Source organism: Janthinobacterium lividum (genome assembly GCF_034424625.1).
Lineage (GTDB): Bacteria > Pseudomonadota > Gammaproteobacteria > Burkholderiales > Burkholderiaceae_D > Janthinobacterium > Janthinobacterium lividum.
The window spans coordinates 4,413,997-4,432,869 of the sequence record NZ_CP139976.1; the positions used below are offsets into that span (position 1 = coordinate 4,413,997).

Annotated in this window: 20 protein-coding genes; 8 read left to right on the forward strand and 12 right to left on the reverse strand. The window is 62.8% G+C overall.

Annotated features, from left to right (window positions below; all coding sequences use genetic code 11):
• Nucleotides 1-10: 10 nt before the first annotated feature.
• Entirely contained in the window at nucleotides 11-1,300 is a 1,290-nt protein-coding gene (locus U0004_RS20005; RefSeq protein WP_070256613.1) for a D-amino acid dehydrogenase, read from the reverse strand.
• A gap of 105 nt (nucleotides 1,301-1,405) precedes the next feature.
• Between U0004_RS20005 and U0004_RS20010 the strand changes: the two genes are divergently transcribed.
• A complete protein-coding gene (locus tag U0004_RS20010) occupies nucleotides 1,406-1,906 on the forward strand; it encodes an Lrp/AsnC ligand binding domain-containing protein (RefSeq protein WP_070256612.1) in 501 nt (166 codons plus the stop codon).
• A 148-nt stretch (nucleotides 1,907-2,054) separates the two neighbouring features.
• A complete protein-coding gene (locus tag U0004_RS20015) occupies nucleotides 2,055-2,402 on the forward strand; it encodes a hypothetical protein (RefSeq protein WP_099378671.1) in 348 nt (115 codons plus the stop codon).
• Here U0004_RS20015 and U0004_RS20020 read toward each other — a convergent pair.
• Nucleotides 2,377-3,312 (reverse strand): DMT family transporter, encoded by a 936-nt coding sequence (locus U0004_RS20020; RefSeq protein ID WP_070256610.1) that lies wholly within the window; start codon nucleotides 3,310-3,312, stop codon nucleotides 2,377-2,379. The genes U0004_RS20015 and U0004_RS20020 overlap by 26 nt on opposite strands.
• Before the next feature lie 58 nt (nucleotides 3,313-3,370).
• Nucleotides 3,371-4,135: an AraC family transcriptional regulator gene (locus tag U0004_RS20025; protein WP_070256609.1), complete on the reverse strand. Its 765-nt coding sequence runs from the start codon at nucleotides 4,133-4,135 to the stop codon at nucleotides 3,371-3,373.
• Nucleotides 4,136-4,260: 125 nt separating this feature from the next.
• On the opposite strand from U0004_RS20025, the gene U0004_RS20030 reads away from it, so the two are divergent.
• Nucleotides 4,261-5,121, forward strand: coding sequence for a tetratricopeptide repeat protein (locus U0004_RS20030; RefSeq protein ID WP_070256608.1), 861 nt, complete (start codon nucleotides 4,261-4,263; stop codon nucleotides 5,119-5,121).
• On the opposite strand, the gene U0004_RS20035 is transcribed toward U0004_RS20030, so the two are convergent.
• Nucleotides 5,104-6,066 carry a GlxA family transcriptional regulator gene (locus U0004_RS20035; protein ID WP_081345631.1) on the reverse strand — a complete coding sequence of 321 codons (963 nt, stop codon included), beginning with the start codon at nucleotides 6,064-6,066 and terminating at the stop codon, nucleotides 5,104-5,106. The genes U0004_RS20030 and U0004_RS20035 overlap by 18 nt on opposite strands.
• Before the next feature lie 143 nt (nucleotides 6,067-6,209).
• On the opposite strand from U0004_RS20035, the gene U0004_RS20040 reads away from it, so the two are divergent.
• From U0004_RS20040 to U0004_RS20050, 3 genes are read left to right on the forward strand one after another with little or no spacing between them, the layout of a single operon-like run.
• Nucleotides 6,210-6,854: a cysteine hydrolase family protein gene (locus tag U0004_RS20040; protein WP_070256606.1), complete on the forward strand. Its 645-nt coding sequence runs from the start codon at nucleotides 6,210-6,212 to the stop codon at nucleotides 6,852-6,854.
• Between the two features lie 54 nt (nucleotides 6,855-6,908).
• The gene (locus U0004_RS20045; protein WP_070256605.1) at nucleotides 6,909-7,469 is read left to right on the forward strand and encodes a YdcF family protein; all 561 of its coding nucleotides are present in this window, start codon (nucleotides 6,909-6,911) and stop codon (nucleotides 7,467-7,469) included.
• Between the two features lie 2 nt (nucleotides 7,470-7,471).
• The gene (locus tag U0004_RS20050) at nucleotides 7,472-7,852 is read left to right on the forward strand and encodes a hypothetical protein (protein ID WP_070256604.1); all 381 of its coding nucleotides are present in this window, start codon (nucleotides 7,472-7,474) and stop codon (nucleotides 7,850-7,852) included.
• A gap of 4 nt (nucleotides 7,853-7,856) precedes the next feature.
• On the opposite strand, the gene glpK is transcribed toward U0004_RS20050, so the two are convergent.
• The 8 genes from glpK to glpD all read right to left on the reverse strand — a co-directional run bounded on the left by glpK (nucleotide 7,857) and on the right by glpD (nucleotide 17,055).
• Nucleotides 7,857-9,350 (reverse strand): glycerol kinase GlpK, encoded by a 1,494-nt coding sequence (glpK, locus tag U0004_RS20055; RefSeq protein WP_070256603.1) that lies wholly within the window; start codon nucleotides 9,348-9,350, stop codon nucleotides 7,857-7,859.
• A 77-nt stretch (nucleotides 9,351-9,427) separates the two neighbouring features.
• Nucleotides 9,428-11,155: an ABC transporter substrate-binding protein gene (locus tag U0004_RS20060; protein WP_034779106.1), complete on the reverse strand. Its 1,728-nt coding sequence runs from the start codon at nucleotides 11,153-11,155 to the stop codon at nucleotides 9,428-9,430.
• A gap of 72 nt (nucleotides 11,156-11,227) precedes the next feature.
• Entirely contained in the window at nucleotides 11,228-11,503 is a 276-nt protein-coding gene (locus U0004_RS20065; protein WP_070256648.1) for a DUF2160 domain-containing protein, read from the reverse strand.
• 28 nt (nucleotides 11,504-11,531) lie between these two features.
• A complete protein-coding gene (locus tag U0004_RS20070; protein ID WP_070256602.1) occupies nucleotides 11,532-12,338 on the reverse strand; it encodes a carbohydrate ABC transporter permease in 807 nt (268 codons plus the stop codon).
• Nucleotides 12,335-13,219: a carbohydrate ABC transporter permease gene (locus U0004_RS20075; protein ID WP_070256601.1), complete on the reverse strand. Its 885-nt coding sequence runs from the start codon at nucleotides 13,217-13,219 to the stop codon at nucleotides 12,335-12,337. Before U0004_RS20075 ends, U0004_RS20070 begins: the two co-directional genes overlap by 4 nt.
• Nucleotides 13,219-14,319 carry an ABC transporter ATP-binding protein gene (locus U0004_RS20080; protein WP_070256600.1) on the reverse strand — a complete coding sequence of 367 codons (1,101 nt, stop codon included), beginning with the start codon at nucleotides 14,317-14,319 and terminating at the stop codon, nucleotides 13,219-13,221. The genes U0004_RS20075 and U0004_RS20080 overlap by 1 nt, the downstream gene beginning before the upstream one ends.
• A gap of 1 nt (nucleotide 14,320) precedes the next feature.
• Entirely contained in the window at nucleotides 14,321-15,409 is a 1,089-nt protein-coding gene (locus tag U0004_RS20085) for an ABC transporter ATP-binding protein (RefSeq protein ID WP_070256599.1), read from the reverse strand.
• Between the two features lie 74 nt (nucleotides 15,410-15,483).
• A complete protein-coding gene (gene glpD, locus U0004_RS20090; RefSeq protein ID WP_070256598.1) occupies nucleotides 15,484-17,055 on the reverse strand; it encodes a glycerol-3-phosphate dehydrogenase in 1,572 nt (523 codons plus the stop codon).
• 192 nt (nucleotides 17,056-17,247) lie between these two features.
• Here glpD and U0004_RS20095 point away from each other — a divergent pair, with 192 nt between their 5' ends.
• Together U0004_RS20095 and U0004_RS20100 are read left to right on the forward strand one after the other, a co-directional pair.
• Nucleotides 17,248-18,006, forward strand: a complete 759-nt coding sequence (locus U0004_RS20095) for a DeoR/GlpR family DNA-binding transcription regulator (protein ID WP_174718104.1) — start codon at nucleotides 17,248-17,250, stop codon at nucleotides 18,004-18,006.
• Between the two features lie 356 nt (nucleotides 18,007-18,362).
• Nucleotides 18,363-18,866 carry a MarR family winged helix-turn-helix transcriptional regulator gene (locus tag U0004_RS20100; protein ID WP_052139937.1) on the forward strand — a complete coding sequence of 168 codons (504 nt, stop codon included), beginning with the start codon at nucleotides 18,363-18,365 and terminating at the stop codon, nucleotides 18,864-18,866.
• Nucleotides 18,867-18,873: the final 7 nt, after the last annotated feature.

An 18,873-nucleotide genomic window follows, 5' to 3' on the forward strand; every position in this document is an offset into this window, starting at 1 on the left:
GGCCCCCATCTCAAGCCACCGCGTGTTGCAGTTTGCCATTGCCCTGTGCGCCGCTGTAGCGGCTGACGGACAGGTCGTCGGCCAGGATGGCCGGCTTTTTCGACGACATCAGGTCGGCCAGCAATTGCGCCGAGCCGCAGGACATGGTCCAGCCCAGGGTGCCGTGGCCCGTATTGAGGAACAGGTTGCGCAGCGGCGTGCGGCCGACGATCGGCGTGCCGTCCGGCGTCATCGGGCGCAAACCCGTCCAGAAGGTGGCTTCGGCCGTGTTGCCGCCGCCGGGGAACAGGTCGTTGACGACCATTTCCAGGGTTTCGCGGCGGCGCGGGTTCAGGTTCAGGTTGTAGCCAGCGATTTCCGCCATGCCGCCCACGCGGATGCGGTCGTCGAAACGCGTCACGGCGATCTTGTAGGTTTCATCGAGGATGGTCGACACGGGCGCTTTGGCCGCGTTGACGATAGGCACGGTGATCGAATAGCCCTTCAGCGGATACACGGGAATGTCCAGCAGCGGCTTCATGAAGCCCGTCGAATAGGAACCGAGCGCCACGACGTAGGAGTCGGCCTTGACGATTTCCGCGCCACATTGCACGCCAGCGATTTCATCGCCCTGCGTCAGCAATGCATCGATGGCGACGCCATAGCGGAACTTCACGCCCAGCGCCACGGCCATTTCGGACAGGCGCGTGGTAAACAGCTGGCAATCGCCCGTTTCATCGTTGGGCAGGCGCAAGCCGCCGAACAGTTTATCCTTGACCGCTTCCAGGGCCGGTTCGGCGCGCGACAGCTCGTTGCGCTGCAGCACTTCATACGGCACGCCCGCGTCTTTCAACACTTCGATATCCTTGGCAGCGTCGTTGTATTGCTTTTCGGTGCGGAACAATTGCATCGTGCCTTGCTGGCGGCCTTCATACGTGATGCCGGCCTCGGCGCGCAGCACCTTGAAGCAATCGCGGCTGTATTCGGCCAGGCGCACCATGCGTTCCTTGTTCACCGCATACGCTTCCGGTGTGCAATTACGCAACATCTGCCACATCCACTTGAGCTGGGCGACGCTGCCGTCGAGCGAGATGGCCAGCGGTGCGTGGCGCTGCATCATCCACTTCACGGCTTTCAGGGGAATGCCGGGCGCAGCCCATGGCGAAGCGTAGCCGGGCGAGATTTGCCCCGCATTCGCGAAGCTGGTTTCCAGTGCCGGGCCCGGCTGGCGGTCGATGACGGTCACCTCATGTCCAGCCTTGGCCAGATAGTAAGCACTGGTGACGCCGATGACGCCGCTACCCAGAATCACGATACGCATAGTTTCCTCATTATATTTTTTAGGCTGACGCCAGATTAACCGCTATCATATTGGGAAAGAGCCAGTATTTGTTCACGTATAAATCGAGATATTCAGCAATAAATCATGAGAATCCTTAAAGAATCGGCACGTGGCCTCGACAAGCTGGATCGCCACATCCTGCGCATCCTGCAACAGGATGGCCGCATCTCGATGAAAGACCTGGGCGAACAGGTGGGATTGTCCATCACGCCCTGCATCGAGCGGGTCAAGCGCATGGAGCGCGACGGCGTAATCACGGGCTACCATGCCAGGGTGAACCCGGCCGCGCTGGGCGCCAAGCTGCTCGTCTTTGTGGAGATTACGCTGAATCAAAAATCCGCGTCCGCCTTCGAGCAATTCCGCCGCGAAGTGCTGCAAATTCCCGAGGTACAGGAATGCCACCTGGTGTCGGGCGACTTCGATTACCTGATCAAGGCGCGCATCCATGAAATGGCCGAGTACCGCAAGCTACTGGGCGACATGCTGCTGCAGCTGCCCGGCGCCGCGCAATCGAAAAGCTATGTGGTGATGGAAGAAATCAAGGAAACCCTGGCGCTGTCGACCGACGTGCTGCAAAATCGGTGAAGGTACCGCCTACCGGTACCGACAGCATAAAATTTTGCACCTTTGTATAATCTTGTAGCACATTCGCGGCGACACAAGCACACTCCTGTCCTGACATCACGCCCGTCCCCTCTGAGATTGGAAGCAGTGATGCACACTGGGAGTCCATATGAACACATTGATAAAACTGGCAGCTTCCTGCCTCGCGGGCCTGGCCGTGGCCATGTGCACCGCCAGTGAATACAAGGTCAACCGCGCGCCGGACAATGGCGCCATCTATCAAAACATCAAGGTGGGCAAGACCACCCGCCTCGACCTCGACGCTGCCCTGGGCAACGCCACCGTCGTCAGCTTCGATCCCGGCTATGAGGTCTGGGTCTACAAGAACCAGCTGCAAGCACCCAAGATGACGCGCCTGATCCCCCTGCTGGGCGAAAAGGGCACGCGCGAGGTGGCCGTCATGTTCGACCAGGCAGGCATCGTGCGGAAATTCAGGATACACGAGCCGCGCAAGTAGGCGGCCGGTGCGCCGCGGCGCACGCCGCCACGCCTGCCAGCAACAGCATGGTGGCCACGGCCTCGGCCAGCGTGGGCCAGCGCTGCTCCCACAAGTAGCCGTACAGCATGGCAAACAGGAATTCAAAGACGATCATCTGTCCCATCAAGGTCAGCGGCAGGACGCGGCTGGCATGGTTCCACAAGCCATTGCCGACGACGGAACACAGCAGCGCGACACCCGTGACGACGCCGGCAAACTGCAGCCAGGCCGTGGTGCCAAGCTGGGCCGGTGCGGCAAGCGCGACGGGAATAGCCAGCAGCAGCGCGGCAGCGCCCGTGACCACGCCCGTCAGCGAATTCCATTCCTGCGCCGAGACCGAGCGCAGCCGCCCCAGCCAGCGGCTGTTGCCGACCGCATACACCGTCCACGACAGCAGCGCCGCCAGCGCACATAGCAACCCCAGCAGGGACGAGTGGCCCGGATGCGCCAGCGACTGCCAGCTGATGCAGGCCAGCCCGCCCGCGCTCAGCACCAGCGAAGGAATCAGGCGCCGCAGGGGCACGGCATGCCGGTCGCGGCTGCCCACGAGCGTGACGACCAGCGGCAGCAAGCCGATCACCATCGACGTCATGGCCACGCCGCCCGTCTGCACGGCGCTGGCCAGCAGCACGTAATACACGATATTGCCTGTCAGGCTGAGCCAGATCAGCCCGCGCCATTCGCGCCAGGTCAAGGTGTGCAGCAGGCGCCGCCACGACGGCGCGACCAGCACGGCCGCGATCAACCCATACGCCAGGTAGCGGCCCACGGACAGTTCCAGCGGCTGGAAGGCGGGGATCAGCGCCGGCGCCAGGAATACCAGCCCCCACAGTGCGCCCGCGGCTATGCCGGCCAGCATGCCCAGCCCGCTCTTGTTCTCTTGATGCATGGTCAATCTCCTGAAAAGGAGATTGTGGCAACTCTGCCGCGTCTATTCTTGGCGCCAGCTACTGCCTTATTGACCGTTTCTCGCGACATGCGCGCCGGTAGGCCGCTGGCGTGACATCCATGCTGGCACGCATGGCACGCGTCAGCGCGCTCTGCTCGGAAAATCCGGCCGCCAGCGCGATCTCGGCGAGGCTGGCGTCGCTGGCGGCAAGCAATTCGCAAGCCCGTACTATGCGCTGCTGCAACAACCAGGCATGCGGACTGCTGCCCTGCTCTTCGCGGAACAGCGCGTGCAGGCGGCTGACGCTCAGGCTGGCAAAGCGCGCCATCGACGCCGTCGACCACGGCAATCCCGGCTCGGCTTGCACGCGGGCAATCAGCGCGCCCAGGCGCGAGCGCGGTTGCGGCTCTCCCAGCAGCAAGGTATCGAGCAATAGCGGCGTCCAGCCCGTGACGATGGCCGGCGTCAGCGCCTGCTGCTGCGCCATGACGCCCAGATAGTCAATCAGCTTGCGGGCGCCTAGTCCGATCGCCGTATAGGGACGTTCCAGCAGGCGCTGCCAGCTACCGCTGGCCACGGCAGCCGCATCCACGTCGAGGATGATGGAATGGTTGGCCACCTTGCTATGCTGGGCATGCCAGGTGTAAGCCGGTATCACCACGCCGAGCTGCGTATCGACTTTTCCCTCCCTGCCGTCGATTTCCAGCAGCAGCTGGCCGTGCACGGGCAACACCAATTGCACGAAATCATGCCGGTTCGGCGCGCCAATTTCCGCGTAGCTGCGAAAGCTGAGGTCGATGGCAGAGTGGAGTGTGCTGGACATGGCGAGGCCGCCTGGGCAAAGAATCCCCTATTTTATCAGTTCAGTTATTGCTTGCAGGCCGTGCGATACGCGCGCCTGACGCTGCCCGCTTGCCCTACACTGGCGTTTTATCCTTCCCTACCTCCATGCAACGACCCGCAAACCTCGCCCACATCTCCGTCGAACAAGACTGGCAACACACGACTGCGTATCCACCGCTCGGCTTCACCCCGTTCGCCGAAGGGGCGCTGGGCAACGGCGACACTTTCGGCCTGTACTGGCCCATCGGCCGCGAAGCGTGCGAACCGATCGTGGTCGAAACGTGGCACGACGAATGGCGCATCCAGCCGCATTTTTCCAGCCTGACGGCGTTTCTGCAAGCCCATGCAGCAGCGGAGGACGAGTATGTCGGCACGCCATCGCTGACCGACGACCCCGCTTCGCCGCGCGCCGCCTTCCTGGCAGCCAAGGAATTGATTACTCAGCGCAACCCGAACGCGGCCATCGCGCTGCTGGAAGCGGCGCTCGCCATCGTGCCCGAATACACGGACGCCCTGGTGCTGCTGCATGGCCAGTACGTGCGCGCGGGAAGAATCGGGGAAGCCGTCAAGGTGGCCATCCAGGCCATCATTTCGCCGCCATCGTTTGGCGGCCCGCCATTCAAGGCTTTGCAATGGCTGCGCACGCAGGCGGTGCCGGAGGGGGAATTTGATCCCATCTGGCGCGCCTGCGGGCAGCTGTCGTTCAACTTTGGCGGCAGCAAGGAAAATGCCGATTACCCCGTGCTGCTGGCCGCCATCGCCACCTATCTGGAGCAGGAAAACTACCGTTGCGCTTCGACCCTGATGCAGACCTACGCCGAACTGATGAGCGCGGAAACCGTGTCCTTCCAGGAGCGCTACGCCTTCGAGCCGGCCGCCTTCATTGCGCGGCAAATCGGCGTCAGCGCGATGCTGCCGCAGGGCAGCCGCGACCCGGTGGCGCTATGGTCAAGCGAGCTGGCCTAGCTGCTGCCGGAACAACTTGCGATACGCCGAGGGCGACGTCTTCAAATTCGCCTGGAAATGCTGGCGCAGCGACAGGGCCGTGCCGAAGCCGGCCTCTTGCGCCACGACATCGATCGAGGCGGCGCTTTTCTCCAGCATGCCTTGCGCATGCGCCAGGCGCTGGTTCAACAACCACTGCTTGAACGACGTTCCTGTCGCCTGGCGGAAGTGGCGCGTGAAATTGCGCCGGCTCATGGCGGCCCGTTCGGCCAGCGCGTCGATGCTGTGCGCCTGGCCCAGGCTGGCCGTCACGCAGGCGAGCACGTCGGCAAAGCGCCCTTCGCTGCCGGACACGGGCAACGGACGTGCGATGAATTGCGCCTGCCCGCCCTGGCGGTGCGGTGCCACCAGCAGCCGGCGCGCCACGCGGTTGGCCACCTCGGCGCCGGCCAGCTGGCGCAGCAGGTACAAACAGCAATCGAGGCCGGCCGCCACGCCCGCCGACGTGAGCACGCCGCCATCATCCACGTACAGCACTTCCCGGTCCACCCTGACCCTGGGATAGCGGGCCGCCAGCCGGTCCGCCATGCCCCAGTGCGTGGCTGCGCTCTTGCCATCCAACAAGCCCGCCTGCGCCAGGGGAAACGCGCCCAGGCACAGGCCCACCATGCGCGCCCCGCGCCGGCTGGCGGCCTGCAGCGCATCGACCAGGGGTGCCGTCGCAGCGCGGCAATCGTCGTGCCAGGCCGGCATGATGACGATATCGGCCCCGTCCAATCCTTCCAGGCCGAACTCGGGTGTAATGGCAAAACCGGCCGCCGTGCGCAAGGGCGCGGGATCGGCGGCGCACACGCGCACGTGGAAAGGCGGCAGATCGGCCTCGTCCGTCTGGGCGCCAAACACGAGGCAAGGCACGGACAAGTGAAATGGCGTCATGCCGTCGAAGGCGATCACGGCCACGCTCAAGGGAGAGGCAGAAGCGGGAATAGTAGTCATGGCCCGATTTTATCGCATACAGGCCTTCGGGCCACTTTTTATTGACAGCATGCGGGCAGACAATGACGGTATCGGGGAAGCCCTTCCCCGTTCAACCATGCCAGGAGTTATCCATGTCTGCCACAACATCCACCACCCCGCGCCGCGCCCTGCTCGTCATCGATGTACAAAATGAATACTTCACGGGCGACATGCCCATCGAATATCCGTCCGTCGATATTTCTCTGCCCAACATCGTCACCGCCATGGCCGCCGCCCGCGCCGCCGGCGTGCCCGTCATCGTCGTCCAGCACGATGCGCCGGAAGCTTCTCCCATCTTTGCAAAAGGCAGCGACGGCTGGCAGCTGCACCCGCAAGTGGCCGCGTTTGCCGCCGACCATCGCATCAACAAGAGCATGGGCAGCGCGTTTGCGGGCACGGACCTGCGCGCCTGGCTGGAGGGCCACGGCATCGATACCCTGACGGTGGTCGGCTACATGACGCACAATTGCGACGCGGCCACCATCTACCACGCCGCGCACGACGGCCTGCAAGTCGAATTCCTGCAGGACGCCACTGGCACCCTGCCCTACGCCAACGCGGGCGGCACGGCCAGCGCCGAGGAAATCCACCGCGTCTTCAGCGCCGTGTTCCACTCGAATTTCGCCGCCGTCGCCAGCACGCAGGACTGGCTCGCTGCCGTGCGCGAGGGCAAGCCGCTGGAAAAGGACAATATTTACCTGTCGAACCAGCGCGCGCGCAAGGCGCAGGCGAACTGACGCCGGCGGGAATGGACGGGTATCATGCGTCCATTCCTTACTTGATGATGCGCAATGCGAAAAATAATACTGCTCGGTTCAAGCGTTGCCGGTCTGTTCCTGCTGGCCACCGCCGCCCTGGTGCTGGCAGGACTCAACGACAAACTGGTCCCGGCCGACGTGATCGTCGTGCCGGGCAACACGATCCTGCCCGACGGCACGCCCAGCCCCCGCCTGCAGGCACGACTCGACGTGGCGCTCAAGCAATTCCAGGAACACCGGGCGCCGCGCATCCTCGTCAGCGGGGCCACGGGCAAGGAAGGTTTTGACGAGGCCGCTTCCATGGCCCGCTACCTGCAATCGCGCGGGGTGCCGGCCAGCGCCATCCTTGAGGATAATCAAGGCTGGACCACGGACGCCACGGCCCGCAATGCGGCGGTATTGATGCGCGCACACGGCTGGAAGACAGCCATGGTCGCCACGCAATACTTTCACGTGCCCCGCTTCCGGCTGGCTTTGGAACGGGCCGGCATCACCGTCAGTGGCAACGTGCATGCGCCCTATTTCGAGTTGCGCGACCTGTATTCCGTACCCAGGGAAACCGTGGGCTACCTTGTGTATTACGTGAAATCCTGAACATGAAGATACTTGCCTTTGCCGCCGGTTTTGGCCTGGTGGCCGTATGCGCAGTGCCATCGATGGCCGCCGCCGATGCGGAGCCGATTGGCGCTGCTGCAAGCCTGTCTCTGTTTGGCGTGCTGATGCTGGGGCTGTGCATCGCCGCCTTTGGCGCGCTGGCGCGGCGTGTGGACGTGGCGCATGGACACTGGCTGTCGGCCTGCGCGGGCGCGCTGTGCGGCGCGGTGCTATATGGCAGTTTCGCGCTGGCATTTGCAACGCAATCGATCACGGCGAGCCTTGCCTATGCCGCCAGCGCCCTGTGCGCCGCCAGCGCGGCCCTGTTACTGCCGGGCCTGCTGAAGCGGGTGGCAAGGCTGATGGCAAGGCCAGGCCAGTAAGCAGTCACTCGCTCCAGTCGCGCGAGCGCTCCACCGCGCGCTGCCACTTGTGCAGCCGGCTCAAGCGCTCGTCGGCCGCCATGGCCGGTTCGAAGCGGCGTCCCACCTGCCACTGGGCGGCGATTTCTTCCTGCGATTCCCAGAAACCCACGGCCAGGCCCGCCAGGTAGGCGGCGCCCAGGGCCGTCGTTTCCGTCACCACGGGACGCACCACGGGCACATTCAGGATGTCGGCCTGAAACTGCATCAGCATGTCGTTGCGGGCCGCGCCGCCGTCAACGCGCAGCTCGCTCAAGGCGATGCCCGCGTCATCCTGCATGGCCGACAGCACGTCCACGTTCTGGTAAGCCACGCCCTCGAGCGCCGCGCGCGCGATGTGCGCCTTGCCCGTGCCGCGCGTGATGCCGATCAGGGTGCCGCGCGCATACGGGTCCCAGTACGGCGCGCCGAGGCCGGCGAACGCGGGCACGAAGACCAGGCCGCCCGAATCGGGCACGCTGGTGGCCAAGGCTTCCACTTCGGACGAGTCGCGGATGATACCGATGCCATCGCGCATCCATTGCACGGCCGCACCGGCGATGAAGGCGCTGCCTTCCAGCAAATAATCGGTCTTGTCGCTGCCCGCGCCCAGGCTCCAGCCCACCGTCGTCAGCAGCCGGTTTTTCGATGGCAAGGGGCGCTTGCCCACGTTCATCAGCATGAAGCAGCCCGTGCCGTAGGTATTCTTTGCCATGCCCGGTTTCAGACAGGCCTGGCCGAAAGTCGCCGCCTGCTGGTCGCCCGCGATGCCGGCGATCGGCACGGGCACGCCCAGCAAGTCGGTATAGGTGTGCGCCGCCACGCCGCTCGACGGCACGACATCGGGCAGCAGGGAGGCGGGAATGTCCAGCAGCGCCAGCAGGTCCGTGTCCCATTGCAGGGTGTGGATATTGAACAGCATGGTGCGCGCCGCGTTGCTCGTGTCCGTCAAATGGGCGCCGCTCATTTTGTAGATCAGCCAGCTGTCGACGGTGCCGAAAGCCAGCTCTCCCCGCTCGGCGCGCGCGCGGGCGCCGGGAACGTTGTCGAGCAGCCATTTGAGTTTGGTGGCGGAAAAATAGGCGTCCAGCACGAGACCCGTTTTTTGCTGGATCAAGTCCGCCTTGCCCTGCTCGACCAGTTGCTCGCAGTAAGCCGCATTTCTGCGGTCTTGCCAGACGATGGCATTGGCGACGGGTTCGCCCGTGGTGCGCTCCCACAGCACCGTCGTTTCGCGCTGGTTGGTCACGCCGATGGCGGCCACGTCGGAAGCGGCCACGCCGCTGTCGCGCAAGACCTGCTGCAGCACGCCCTCTTGCGACGCCCAGATTTCGCCCGCATCATGCTCGACCCAGCCCGGCTGGGGGAAAATCTGGCGAAACTCGCGCTGCGCGCTGGCGTGCGGCCGGCCCGCATGGTCAAACAGGATGGCGCGCGAACTGGTGGTGCCCTGATCTAAAGCAAGTATGTATTTGGTCATTGTCTGGTGGTGCGAAAAACGGGTAAAAACAGGCACGGAGGGTGTTCACTCCGTGCCCTCAGGACAGCGCAGGCAGTTTACCTTACCTTGCCTTCTTTCCAGGCTTGCAGCAGCTTGTCGTAGGCAATCGTTTCACCCTTCGGCTTTTCATTCGCCAGCTTTTTCCATGGGGCGTGCTGGTCCGACAGATACTGGTTCGGATCGACCTTGGGATTGAGCTTGGGCGCGCACGCCTTCATGCCGGCACGTTGCAGGCGCGCCATGACCTGGTCCATTTCCTCGGCCAGGTTATCCATGGCGGCTTGCGGCGTTTTTTCCGCCGTGATGGCCGTGGCCACGTTCTTCCACCACAGCTGCGCCAGCTTCGGATAGTCGGGCACGTTGTTGCCTGTCGGCGTCCACGCCACGCGGGCGGGGCTGCGGTAGAACTCGATCAAGCCGCCATACTCGTTCGCGTGCTTTGTAAAATAATCGTGGCGGATGTCGGAATCGCGGATGAAGGTCAGGCCAACGATGGATTTCTTCAGCGACACGGTTTTCGACGTGACGAATTGCGCATACAGCCAGGCGGCGGCCTTGCGGTCATCCGGCGTGGACTTGAACAGGAACCAGGAACCGACGTCCTGGTAGCCGTTCTGCATGCCCTCTTTCCAGTACGGGCCGTGCGGCGACGGCGCCATGCGCCATTTCGGCGTGCCGTCCTTGTTCACCACCGGCAAGCCCGGTTTCGTCATGCCGGCCGTAAACGCCGTGTACCAGAAGATTTGCTGGGCGATTTCACCCTGCGCCGGCACGGGGCCCGATTCCGAGAAATTCATGCCGTTCGCCTGCGGCGGCGCGTACTTCTTCATCCAGTCGATGTATTTCGTCAGCGCAAAGACGGCCGCCGGCGAATTGGTGGCGCCGCCGCGCGACATCGATGCGCCCACGGGCGTGCATTTGTCGGCCGCCACCTTGATGCCCCATTCGTCGACCGGCATGCCGTTCGGAATGCCCTTGTCGGCCGCGCCAGCCATCGACAGCCACGCATCCGTGAAGCGCCATCCCAAGGATGGATCTTTCTTGCCGTAATCCATGTGGCCATAGACTTTCTTGCCGTCCAGTTCCTTCACGTCATTGGTAAAAAAGTCGGCGATGTCTTCATACGCGGACCAGTTTTGCGGCACGCCCAGCTCGTAGCCATACTTGGCTTTGAACTTGGCTTGCAAATCCTTGCGCGCGAACCAGTCGGCGCGGAACCAGTACAGGTTGGCAAACTGCTGGTCGGGCAACTGGTACACCTTGCCATCGGGCGCCGTCGTAAAGCTGATGCCGATGAAATCCTTCAGGTCCAGGCCCGGGTTCGTGAATTCCTTGCCCTTGGCAGCCATGTAGTCGGACAGCGGTTCGACGGCGCCATAGCGGTAGTGCGTGCCGATCAGGTCGGAATCGGAAATCCAGCCGTCATAGATGCTCTTGCCGGACTGCATCGACGTTTGCAGCTTTTCCACCACGTCGCCTTCCTGGATGATGTCATGGCGCACCTTGATGCCCGTGATTTCCTCGAAGGCCTTGGCCAGGGTCTTCGATTCGTAGACGTGGGTGTCGATGGTTTCCGAGACCACGGAAATTTCCTTGATGCCCTTGGCTTTCAGCTTGGCCGCCGCATCGATGAACCATTTCATTTCAGCAAGCTGTTGCTGCTTGCTCAGGCTGGATGGCTGGAATTCCTTGTCGATCCAGGTTTGCGCCTGCTTGGCGTCTGCCAGGGCCGCATTCGACACGAGCATGGCCGCAGCCGCGAAGACCGTGAACTTCAATTTCATCGTGAATCTCCTTTTATTTTATTGCCGGCCGCCTGCTGACGGTCCGGCCTCCATCAACACCGGCAAGCCGGCTCACCCCCAACGCATTACCACTAATAAAAGTACAAAACTGATGGCGGCACCTATCGCCTGCTGCATTTCCGTAAATCCCGCCCACGCCAGGTTCACGTAGGCCGCCGTGAGCAAGCCGATGAACAGGCGGTCGCCGCGCGTCGTCGGCATGGGCAGGAAACCTTTTCGTTCGATGCTGGGCGAACGGATTTGCCACACCGTCATGCCGGCCAGCATAAAGCCGATGCAAATGAAGAAGATGGCCACTTCCGGCGTCCACGCCATCCAGCCGAACAGGCTGGCTGTGCTATCGGTATTTTCCATGTCACACCCTCCCCATCGCGAAACCCTTGGCAATGTAATGCCGCACGAACCAGATCACCAGCGCGCCGGGCACGATGGTCAGCACGCCGGCCGCCGCCAGCACGCCCCAGTCCATGCCGGCCGCCGAGACGGTGCGCGTCATGGTGGCGGCAATCGGCTTGGCATTGACAGACGTCAAGGTGCGGGCCAATAACAGTTCCACCCAGCTGAACATGAAGCAGAAGAAGGCCGTCACGCCCACGCCCGACTTGATCATTGGCAAGAAAATGCGGATGAAGAAGCGCGGGAAGCTGTAGCCGTCGATATACGCCGTCTCGTCGATTTCCTTCGGCACGCCGGACATGAAGCCTTCCAGTATCCACACGGCCAGCGGCACGTTGAAGACCATGTGCGCGAGCGCCACGGCCAGGTGCGTATCCATCAGGCCCACCGTCGAATACAGCTGGAAGAAAGGCACGAGGAAGACAGCGGGCGGCGTCATGCGGTTGGTCAGCAGCCAGAAGAACAAATGCTTGTCACCCACGAAGTTATAACGCGAAAAAGCATACGCGGCCGGCAAGGCGACCGTGACGGACATCACCATGTTCAAGGCCACGTAAATCATGGAATTGATATAGCCGCTGTACCAGGATCGGTCCGTGAAAATCGTGTGGTAGTTGGCGAACGTCAATTGCTGGGGCCACAGGCTCAACACGCCGACGATTTCCTCGTTGGTCTTGAGCGACATATTGAGCATCCAGTAGATGGGCAGCAAGGAGCCCAGCAAAAAGACCACGAGGATGGTGCTGCTCATTTTCTTGTGCATCATTTCTGGTCTCCCGTGCCGACTCTCTGCATCCACGTGTACAGCACAAAGCAGAACAGCAGGATGATGAGGAAATAGATCAGTGAGAAGGCCGAGGCCGGCCCCAGGTCGAACTGGCCGACGGCCTTTTGCGTCAGGTATTGCGACAGGAACGTGGTGGCATTGCCCGGCCCGCCGCCCGTCAGCACGAACGGTTCCGTATAGATCATGAAACTGTCCATGAAGCGCAGCAACACGGCGATCATCAGCACATTGCGCAGTTTCGGTAGCTGGATGTAGCGGAACACGGCCAGGCGCGAGGCGCCGTCGATGCGCGCGGCCTGGTAATACGCGTCGGGAATGGCGCGCAAGCCCGCATAGCACAGCAGTACGACCAGGGGCGTCCAGTGCCAGATATCCATCACCATCACCGTCAGCCACGCGTCGAGCGAATTGCCGTTGTAATTGTAGGCTAAGCCCAGCTGGTTCAGGGTGTAGCCCATCAGGCCGATGTCGCCGCGGCCAAAGATTTGCCAGATGGTGCCCACCACGTTCCAGGGAATCAGCAAGGGCAGCGCGATCAGCACCAGCGCCAGCGACGCCTTCCAGCCATCGGCCGGCATGCACAGGGCAATCAGAATGCCCAGCGGAATCTGGATCGCCAGCACGGAGCCGGAAAACAGCAGCTGGCGCAGCAAGGCGCTGTGCAAGTCGCCGTCCAGCATGACCATGCGGAACCACTCGGTGCCCACGAAGACCTTTTGCGTGGGGCTCAGAATATCCTGCACGGAATAGTTCACCACCGTCATCAGCGGCAGGATGGCGGAAAAGGCCACGCACAGCAGCACGGGCAGGATCAATAGCCAGGCGCGGCGGTTGTTATCGGTTTTACCGTTATGTATCATCAGGCCACCCGCTTATCGTTGACATAGAACAAGGTGCGTTGCGGCGGAAAGCGCAGCCGCACGGCATCTCCCGCGACGGCATCGATGGCCCGCAGCTTGGCCGCCACCGTCGCGCCACCCAGCTGGAATTCCGCCAGGTAATGCGTACCCATGTTGCGCACGGCCGTGACCGTGGCGTCCAGGCAGTGGTCGCCCCCCTCTTCTCCCGGGTACGCCTTGACGCACTCGACGAATTCGGGCCGCACGCCCAGCGTGATTTTTCCTTGCGCACCCGACAGCGCCGCGCGCGCGGCGGCGGACACGGCCAGTAGCTGCCCCGCCACGCGCACGCCGCCATCGTCCAGGGTGCAATCGAGCAAGTTCATGCCCGGATTGCCGATGAAATAGCCGACAAAGGTGTGCTCGGGTTCCTCGAACAGGGCTTGCGCGCTGCCCGTCTGCACCACTTCGCCCTGCGTCATGACGACCACCTGGTCGGCAAAGGTCAGCGCTTCCACCTGGTCGTGCGTGACGTAGATCAAGGACAATTTCAGTTCGTGGTGGATTTCCTTGAGTTTCCTACGCAACAGCCATTTCAAATGCGGGTCGATCACCGTCAGCGGTTCGTCGAACAGCACGGCCGCCACGTCGGGACGCACGAGGCCCCGCCCCAGCGAAATCTTTTGCTTGGCGTCCACGGACAAGCCGCTGGCGCGCAATTTCAGGTCGCCCGTCAATTCCAGCATCTGCGCCACCTGCTGCACGCGCTTTTTGACTTCGATCTCTTTCCAGCCGCGATTGCGCAACGGAAACGCCAGGTTGTCGTGCACGGTCATGGTGTCGTAGATGACGGGAAACTGGAACACTTGCGCGATATTCCGCGCCTCAGTGGGCAGCTGCGTCACGTCCTTGCCGTCGAACAGCACCTTGCCATGCGACGGTTTCACCAGGCCGGAAATGATATTGAGCAAGGTCGTCTTGCCGCAGCCGGACGGTCCCAGCAAGGCGTACGCGCCGCCGTCATGCCATTCCATGCTCATGGGCCGCAGCGCGTAGTCGCTTGGCGCCGTCGGGTTCGGTTTGTAGGCGTGGGCCAGGTCGACCAGTTCGATGCGCGCCATGTCAAGCTCCTCCCGGTGCAAACAGCAACCCGCCGTCTTGCGCGAAGATCAGCAAGGCATGCGGCTGGCAATACACGGTGCAGGCGCTGCCGATCTCCAGGTTGTGCACGCCGCCCAGCTGCGCCACCAGGGCCAGCTCGCCGCGGCGCGCATGCACATAGGTTTCCGAGCCGCTGATTTCCGCCAGGTCCACCTGCGCCGCAATGGGCACGTCGCCATCGGACTGGGGAGACAGATGCAGGCTGTGCGCGCGCACCCCGAGGATCACCTCCGTACTGTCGCCCAGGCGGGCGCGCTGCGCACCGCTCAAGTGTATCGACAGGCCATCCGCCGCCTGCGCCACGCCGTGCGCATCCACGCGCGCGGGGATCAGGTTGATGGGCGGGTCGCTGAAGGTGCGCGCTACATCGATGGAATTGGGGGCATTGAAAACGTCCAGGGTCGGCCCCTGCTGCAGCAGGCGTCCCTCATGCAGCACGGCAACGTGGCCGCCCAGCTGCAGCGCTTCCAGCGGCTCCGTGGTCGCGTACACGACCGTCGTGCTACCGCTGGAAAACAGTTCCGTCAATTCGCGGCGCAATTCCTCGCGCAGCTTGTAGTCAAGGTTCACCAATGGCTCGTCGAGCAGCAGCAGGGATGCATCCTTGATCAGCGCGCGCCCCAGCGCCGTGCGCTGCTGCTGCCCGCCCGACAGTTCCCCGGGCGTGCGCTGCAGGTACGGCGTGATATGCAGGCGCTCGGCCAGCGCCAGCACTTTCGTGCGTATCTGCTCCTCGGGCACCTTGCGCAGGCGCAAGGGCGAGGCGATATTGTCGTAGACGGTGAAGGCCGGATAATTGATGAATTGCTGGTACACCATGGCCAGGTTGCGGCGGCTGACGGGCACGCCCGTCACGTCGACGCCATCGGCCGTCACGGTGCCCCCGCTGGGCTTGTCCAGGCCCGCCATCACGCGCATCAGGGTCGTCTTGCCGGCACGCGTGGTGCCCAGCAAGACGTTGATGGCGCCCGGCACCAAGGCCAGCGACATCGGATATAAAAAGTCGTCAGCCCCCTGCTTCCTGCTGATCTTGTCCAGTACCAGTTGCACGCGCTTCTCCTCCAGTGATGGTTTCTTATTCTTCGCCGCACCCTCTGCGGGGCGCGGTCGCCAACGTGTTGTGCTTACGGCAAAAGCGGATGCTGCAACAGCCAGGCATCGAGCCTGTCCGCCGTCTCGCGCGGCAGGTGCAGACCCAGCTTGGAGCGCCGCCACAGGATGTCGGCCGCGCTGACGGCCCATTCATGGCGCCGCAAATAGTCGACTTCCGCCGCGTACAGGCCGGCGGCGATTTCCTCGCCCATGGCCGCCACGTCCGCCCTGCCCTCGAGCAGCACGTGGATGCGCGTGCCGTAGGCGCGCGCATAGCGCGCCACCAGCGCCGCCGGCAGCCACGCATACTCGCGCTGCAAGCCTTGCACGAACTGGCCGAACTCGCGCACGGAGCGGTTCTGCGGCGTGCTGCCGAACACATCGCCGCCGGGCAGGCAAGCCTGCTCCGTCCAGGCCCGCCGCCGCTTGCCCGGCTCGGGCACCAGTAACGGCTCCAGCACATCGAGCGCTTCCTCGGCCAGCTTGCGGAAGGTGGTGATCTTGCCGCCGAAAACACTGAGCAGCGGCGCACCTTCCTGGTCCAGTTCGAAGCGGTAATCGCGCGTGACGGCCTTGGCATCGGCCGCCGCGTCTTCCACCAGCGGGCGCACGCCCGCATACGTCCACACCACATCGGCAGGCACAATGGGCTTGCTGAAATAGTAACTGGAAAGCTCGCACAAGTAACGAATTTCCTCGTCGTTGATTTCCACCTTGCCGCTGTCGCCGTGATAGTCGAGGTCGGTGGTGCCGATCAGGGTGAAATCGTGTTCATACGGAATGGCAAACACGATGCGCCCGTCCGGATGCTGGAAGATATACGCGTGATCATGCTCAAACAGGCGCTTGACGACGATATGGCTGCCCTTGATCAGGCGCAAATGCCGGCCCTGTCCGCCGGGCGCCGCCTGCTGCAGGAATTCGGCCGTCCACGGCCCGGCCGCATTGACGACGCTGCGCGCGCACACGGACAACTCACGCCCGTCGCCCCGCAACAGAGTCGCCTGCCAAGAAGCGTCCGCACCCGCGCCGTCGCGCCACAGGGCCGTGCAGCGCGTCTGCGTCAGCACATGCGCACCATTGTCAGCCGCATCGATGGCGTTCAGCACCACCAGGCGCGCATCGTCGACCCAGCCGTCGGAATACACGAAGCCGCGCTTGAACTCGGGTTTTAACGGTTTGCCGGCCGCGTGGCGCGTCAGGTCGATGCCGCTGGAGCCCGGCAGGATTTCCCGCTTCGCCAGCATGTCGTAGAGGAACAGGCCGGCGCGTATCAGCCAGGCGGGACGCTGGCCCTGCGCATGCGGCATGACGAAGCGCAGCGGCCACATGATGTGCGGCGCCGAGCGCAGCAGCACTTCGCGCTCGATCAGCGCCTTGCGCACGAGGCCGAATTCATAGTATTCGAGGTAGCGCAGGCCGCCGTGTATCAGCTTGGTCGATGCGGATGAGGTGTGCGCGGCCAGGTCGTCCTTTTCGCACAGCACCACGGACAAGCCCCGCCCGGCCGCATCGCGCGCGATGCCGGCGCCATTGATGCCGCCGCCCACCACCAGCACGTCGCATGCCATCGCTGTCTCCACACCTTGCTGTGCTGCGGTCATCGGGACTCCGTGTATGTCGGGGACACGCTGGCGAGGAAAGACTAGGCATCGCCGGCGACTGTCGTTAAGATCACCATCTGGTAATACGCATGCAATATGAATAAGATACGCCAGAATGCGAACTCATAGCAACATATTTTCATCACTATTTGTTCGTTTCTGTTCGTTTATGATTTTTAAAGAGACAAATCCATGATTTTGAATCCCCGCCAGCGCCGCCTGCTCGAAGTGGTGCGCCAGAAGGTCACCATGTCCGTCGAAGAGCTGGCCCAGCAGCTGGGCGTGACGCCGCAAACCGTGCGCCGCGACGTCAAGCAGATGGAAGAAGCGCGCCTGCTGGCCCGCTACCACGGCGGCGTCGGCTTGCCCTCGTCCGTGGAAAATATCGATTACAGCCAGCGGCAGGTGTTCAACAGCGACGCCAAGCGGCGCATCGCCACCGCCGTCGCCGCGCAGGTGCCGCACGGCTGTTCGCTGCTGATCAATATCGGCACGACGACCGAGGAAGTGGCGCGCGCGCTGGGCCGGCACACGGGCTTGCACGTGGTGACGAACAACCTGAACGTGGCCGCCATCCTGGCCGACAACGCCGCCTGCGAAGTCATCGTGGCCGGCGGCGTGGTGCGCGGGCGCGACCGCGGCATCGTCGGCGAAGCCACCATCGACTTCATCCGCCAGTTCAAGGTCGACATCGGCATCATCGGCATTTCCAGCATCGACGAAGACGGCAGCCTGCGCGACTTCGACGCGCGCGAAGTGAAGGTGGCGCAAGCCATCATCGAGCAGTCGCGCGAAGTGTGGCTGGTGGCCGACCAGCATAAATTCGGCCGCAAGGCGCTGGTGCGCCTGGCCGACCTGGCGCAAATCGACATCTTGTTTACAGATGCGCCGCCACCGCCCCGCTTTGCCGAAGTATTGCGCGACGCGGGCGTGAAGGTGGTGCTGGCCTGAGCGGGCCGCATTTCTGCAAGAAAACCCCGCACTGTCGCGTGGGCAATACGCCGTGTGTGGGCAAGCGCACCGAATGATATGAAATATTTATCAATTCGGCAAAAATGCTGTTACCATTGATGCAACATGAGTTATTTTTTTAATCTTCCTCTCTGGCAATACGATTATTTGCTTGATATTGTTTTTTTATCTCTCCAGAGCAAGAAAAAAGGAAAAACTCTTTGCCGGTAAGTGATTTCCTGTGAAAACAGTGTTAAAACTATCTCAAGCACGATGATTGTTCCCAAACAAACCACTCGACAGCAAGCGTGAAGGCCTTAACCATGCCGGCAACGCCGCCCAGTGAAGGAAAAGAAATGAGCCATAATTTTGAAGCGGCCGCCATGCCGCAATCCGCCCATCCCAACAGCGTCCCCGTCAGCGAGCTGGAAGCCCACCTCGGTTACTGGCTGCGTTTCGTTTCCAACCACGTTTCCCACAGCTTCCAGAAAAAAGCCGAAGCCAATGGCGTGACGGTCTCCGAATGGGTGGTGCTGCGCGAAATGTTCCGCCTGGGCTGCACCTCGCCCACGGTGCTGGCGCAAGTGTCCGGCATGAGCAAGGGCGCCGTATCGAAACTGATCGACCGCCTGGAAAGCAAGGGCATGGTCAGCAAGTCCATCCTGCTGGCCGACCGCCGCCAGCACTCGATCGAACTGACCACGGAAGGCGAGGCACTGGTGCCCGTGCTGGCCGAGATGGCCGACCAGAACGACGAGGAATTCTTCGGCAAGCTGCCGCGCCAGCTGCGCGACGACCTGCTCGAAGCGATGAAGGAAGTGGCGCGCACGCATCAGCTCAAGAGCGCCCCGCTGAATTAACAGCAGT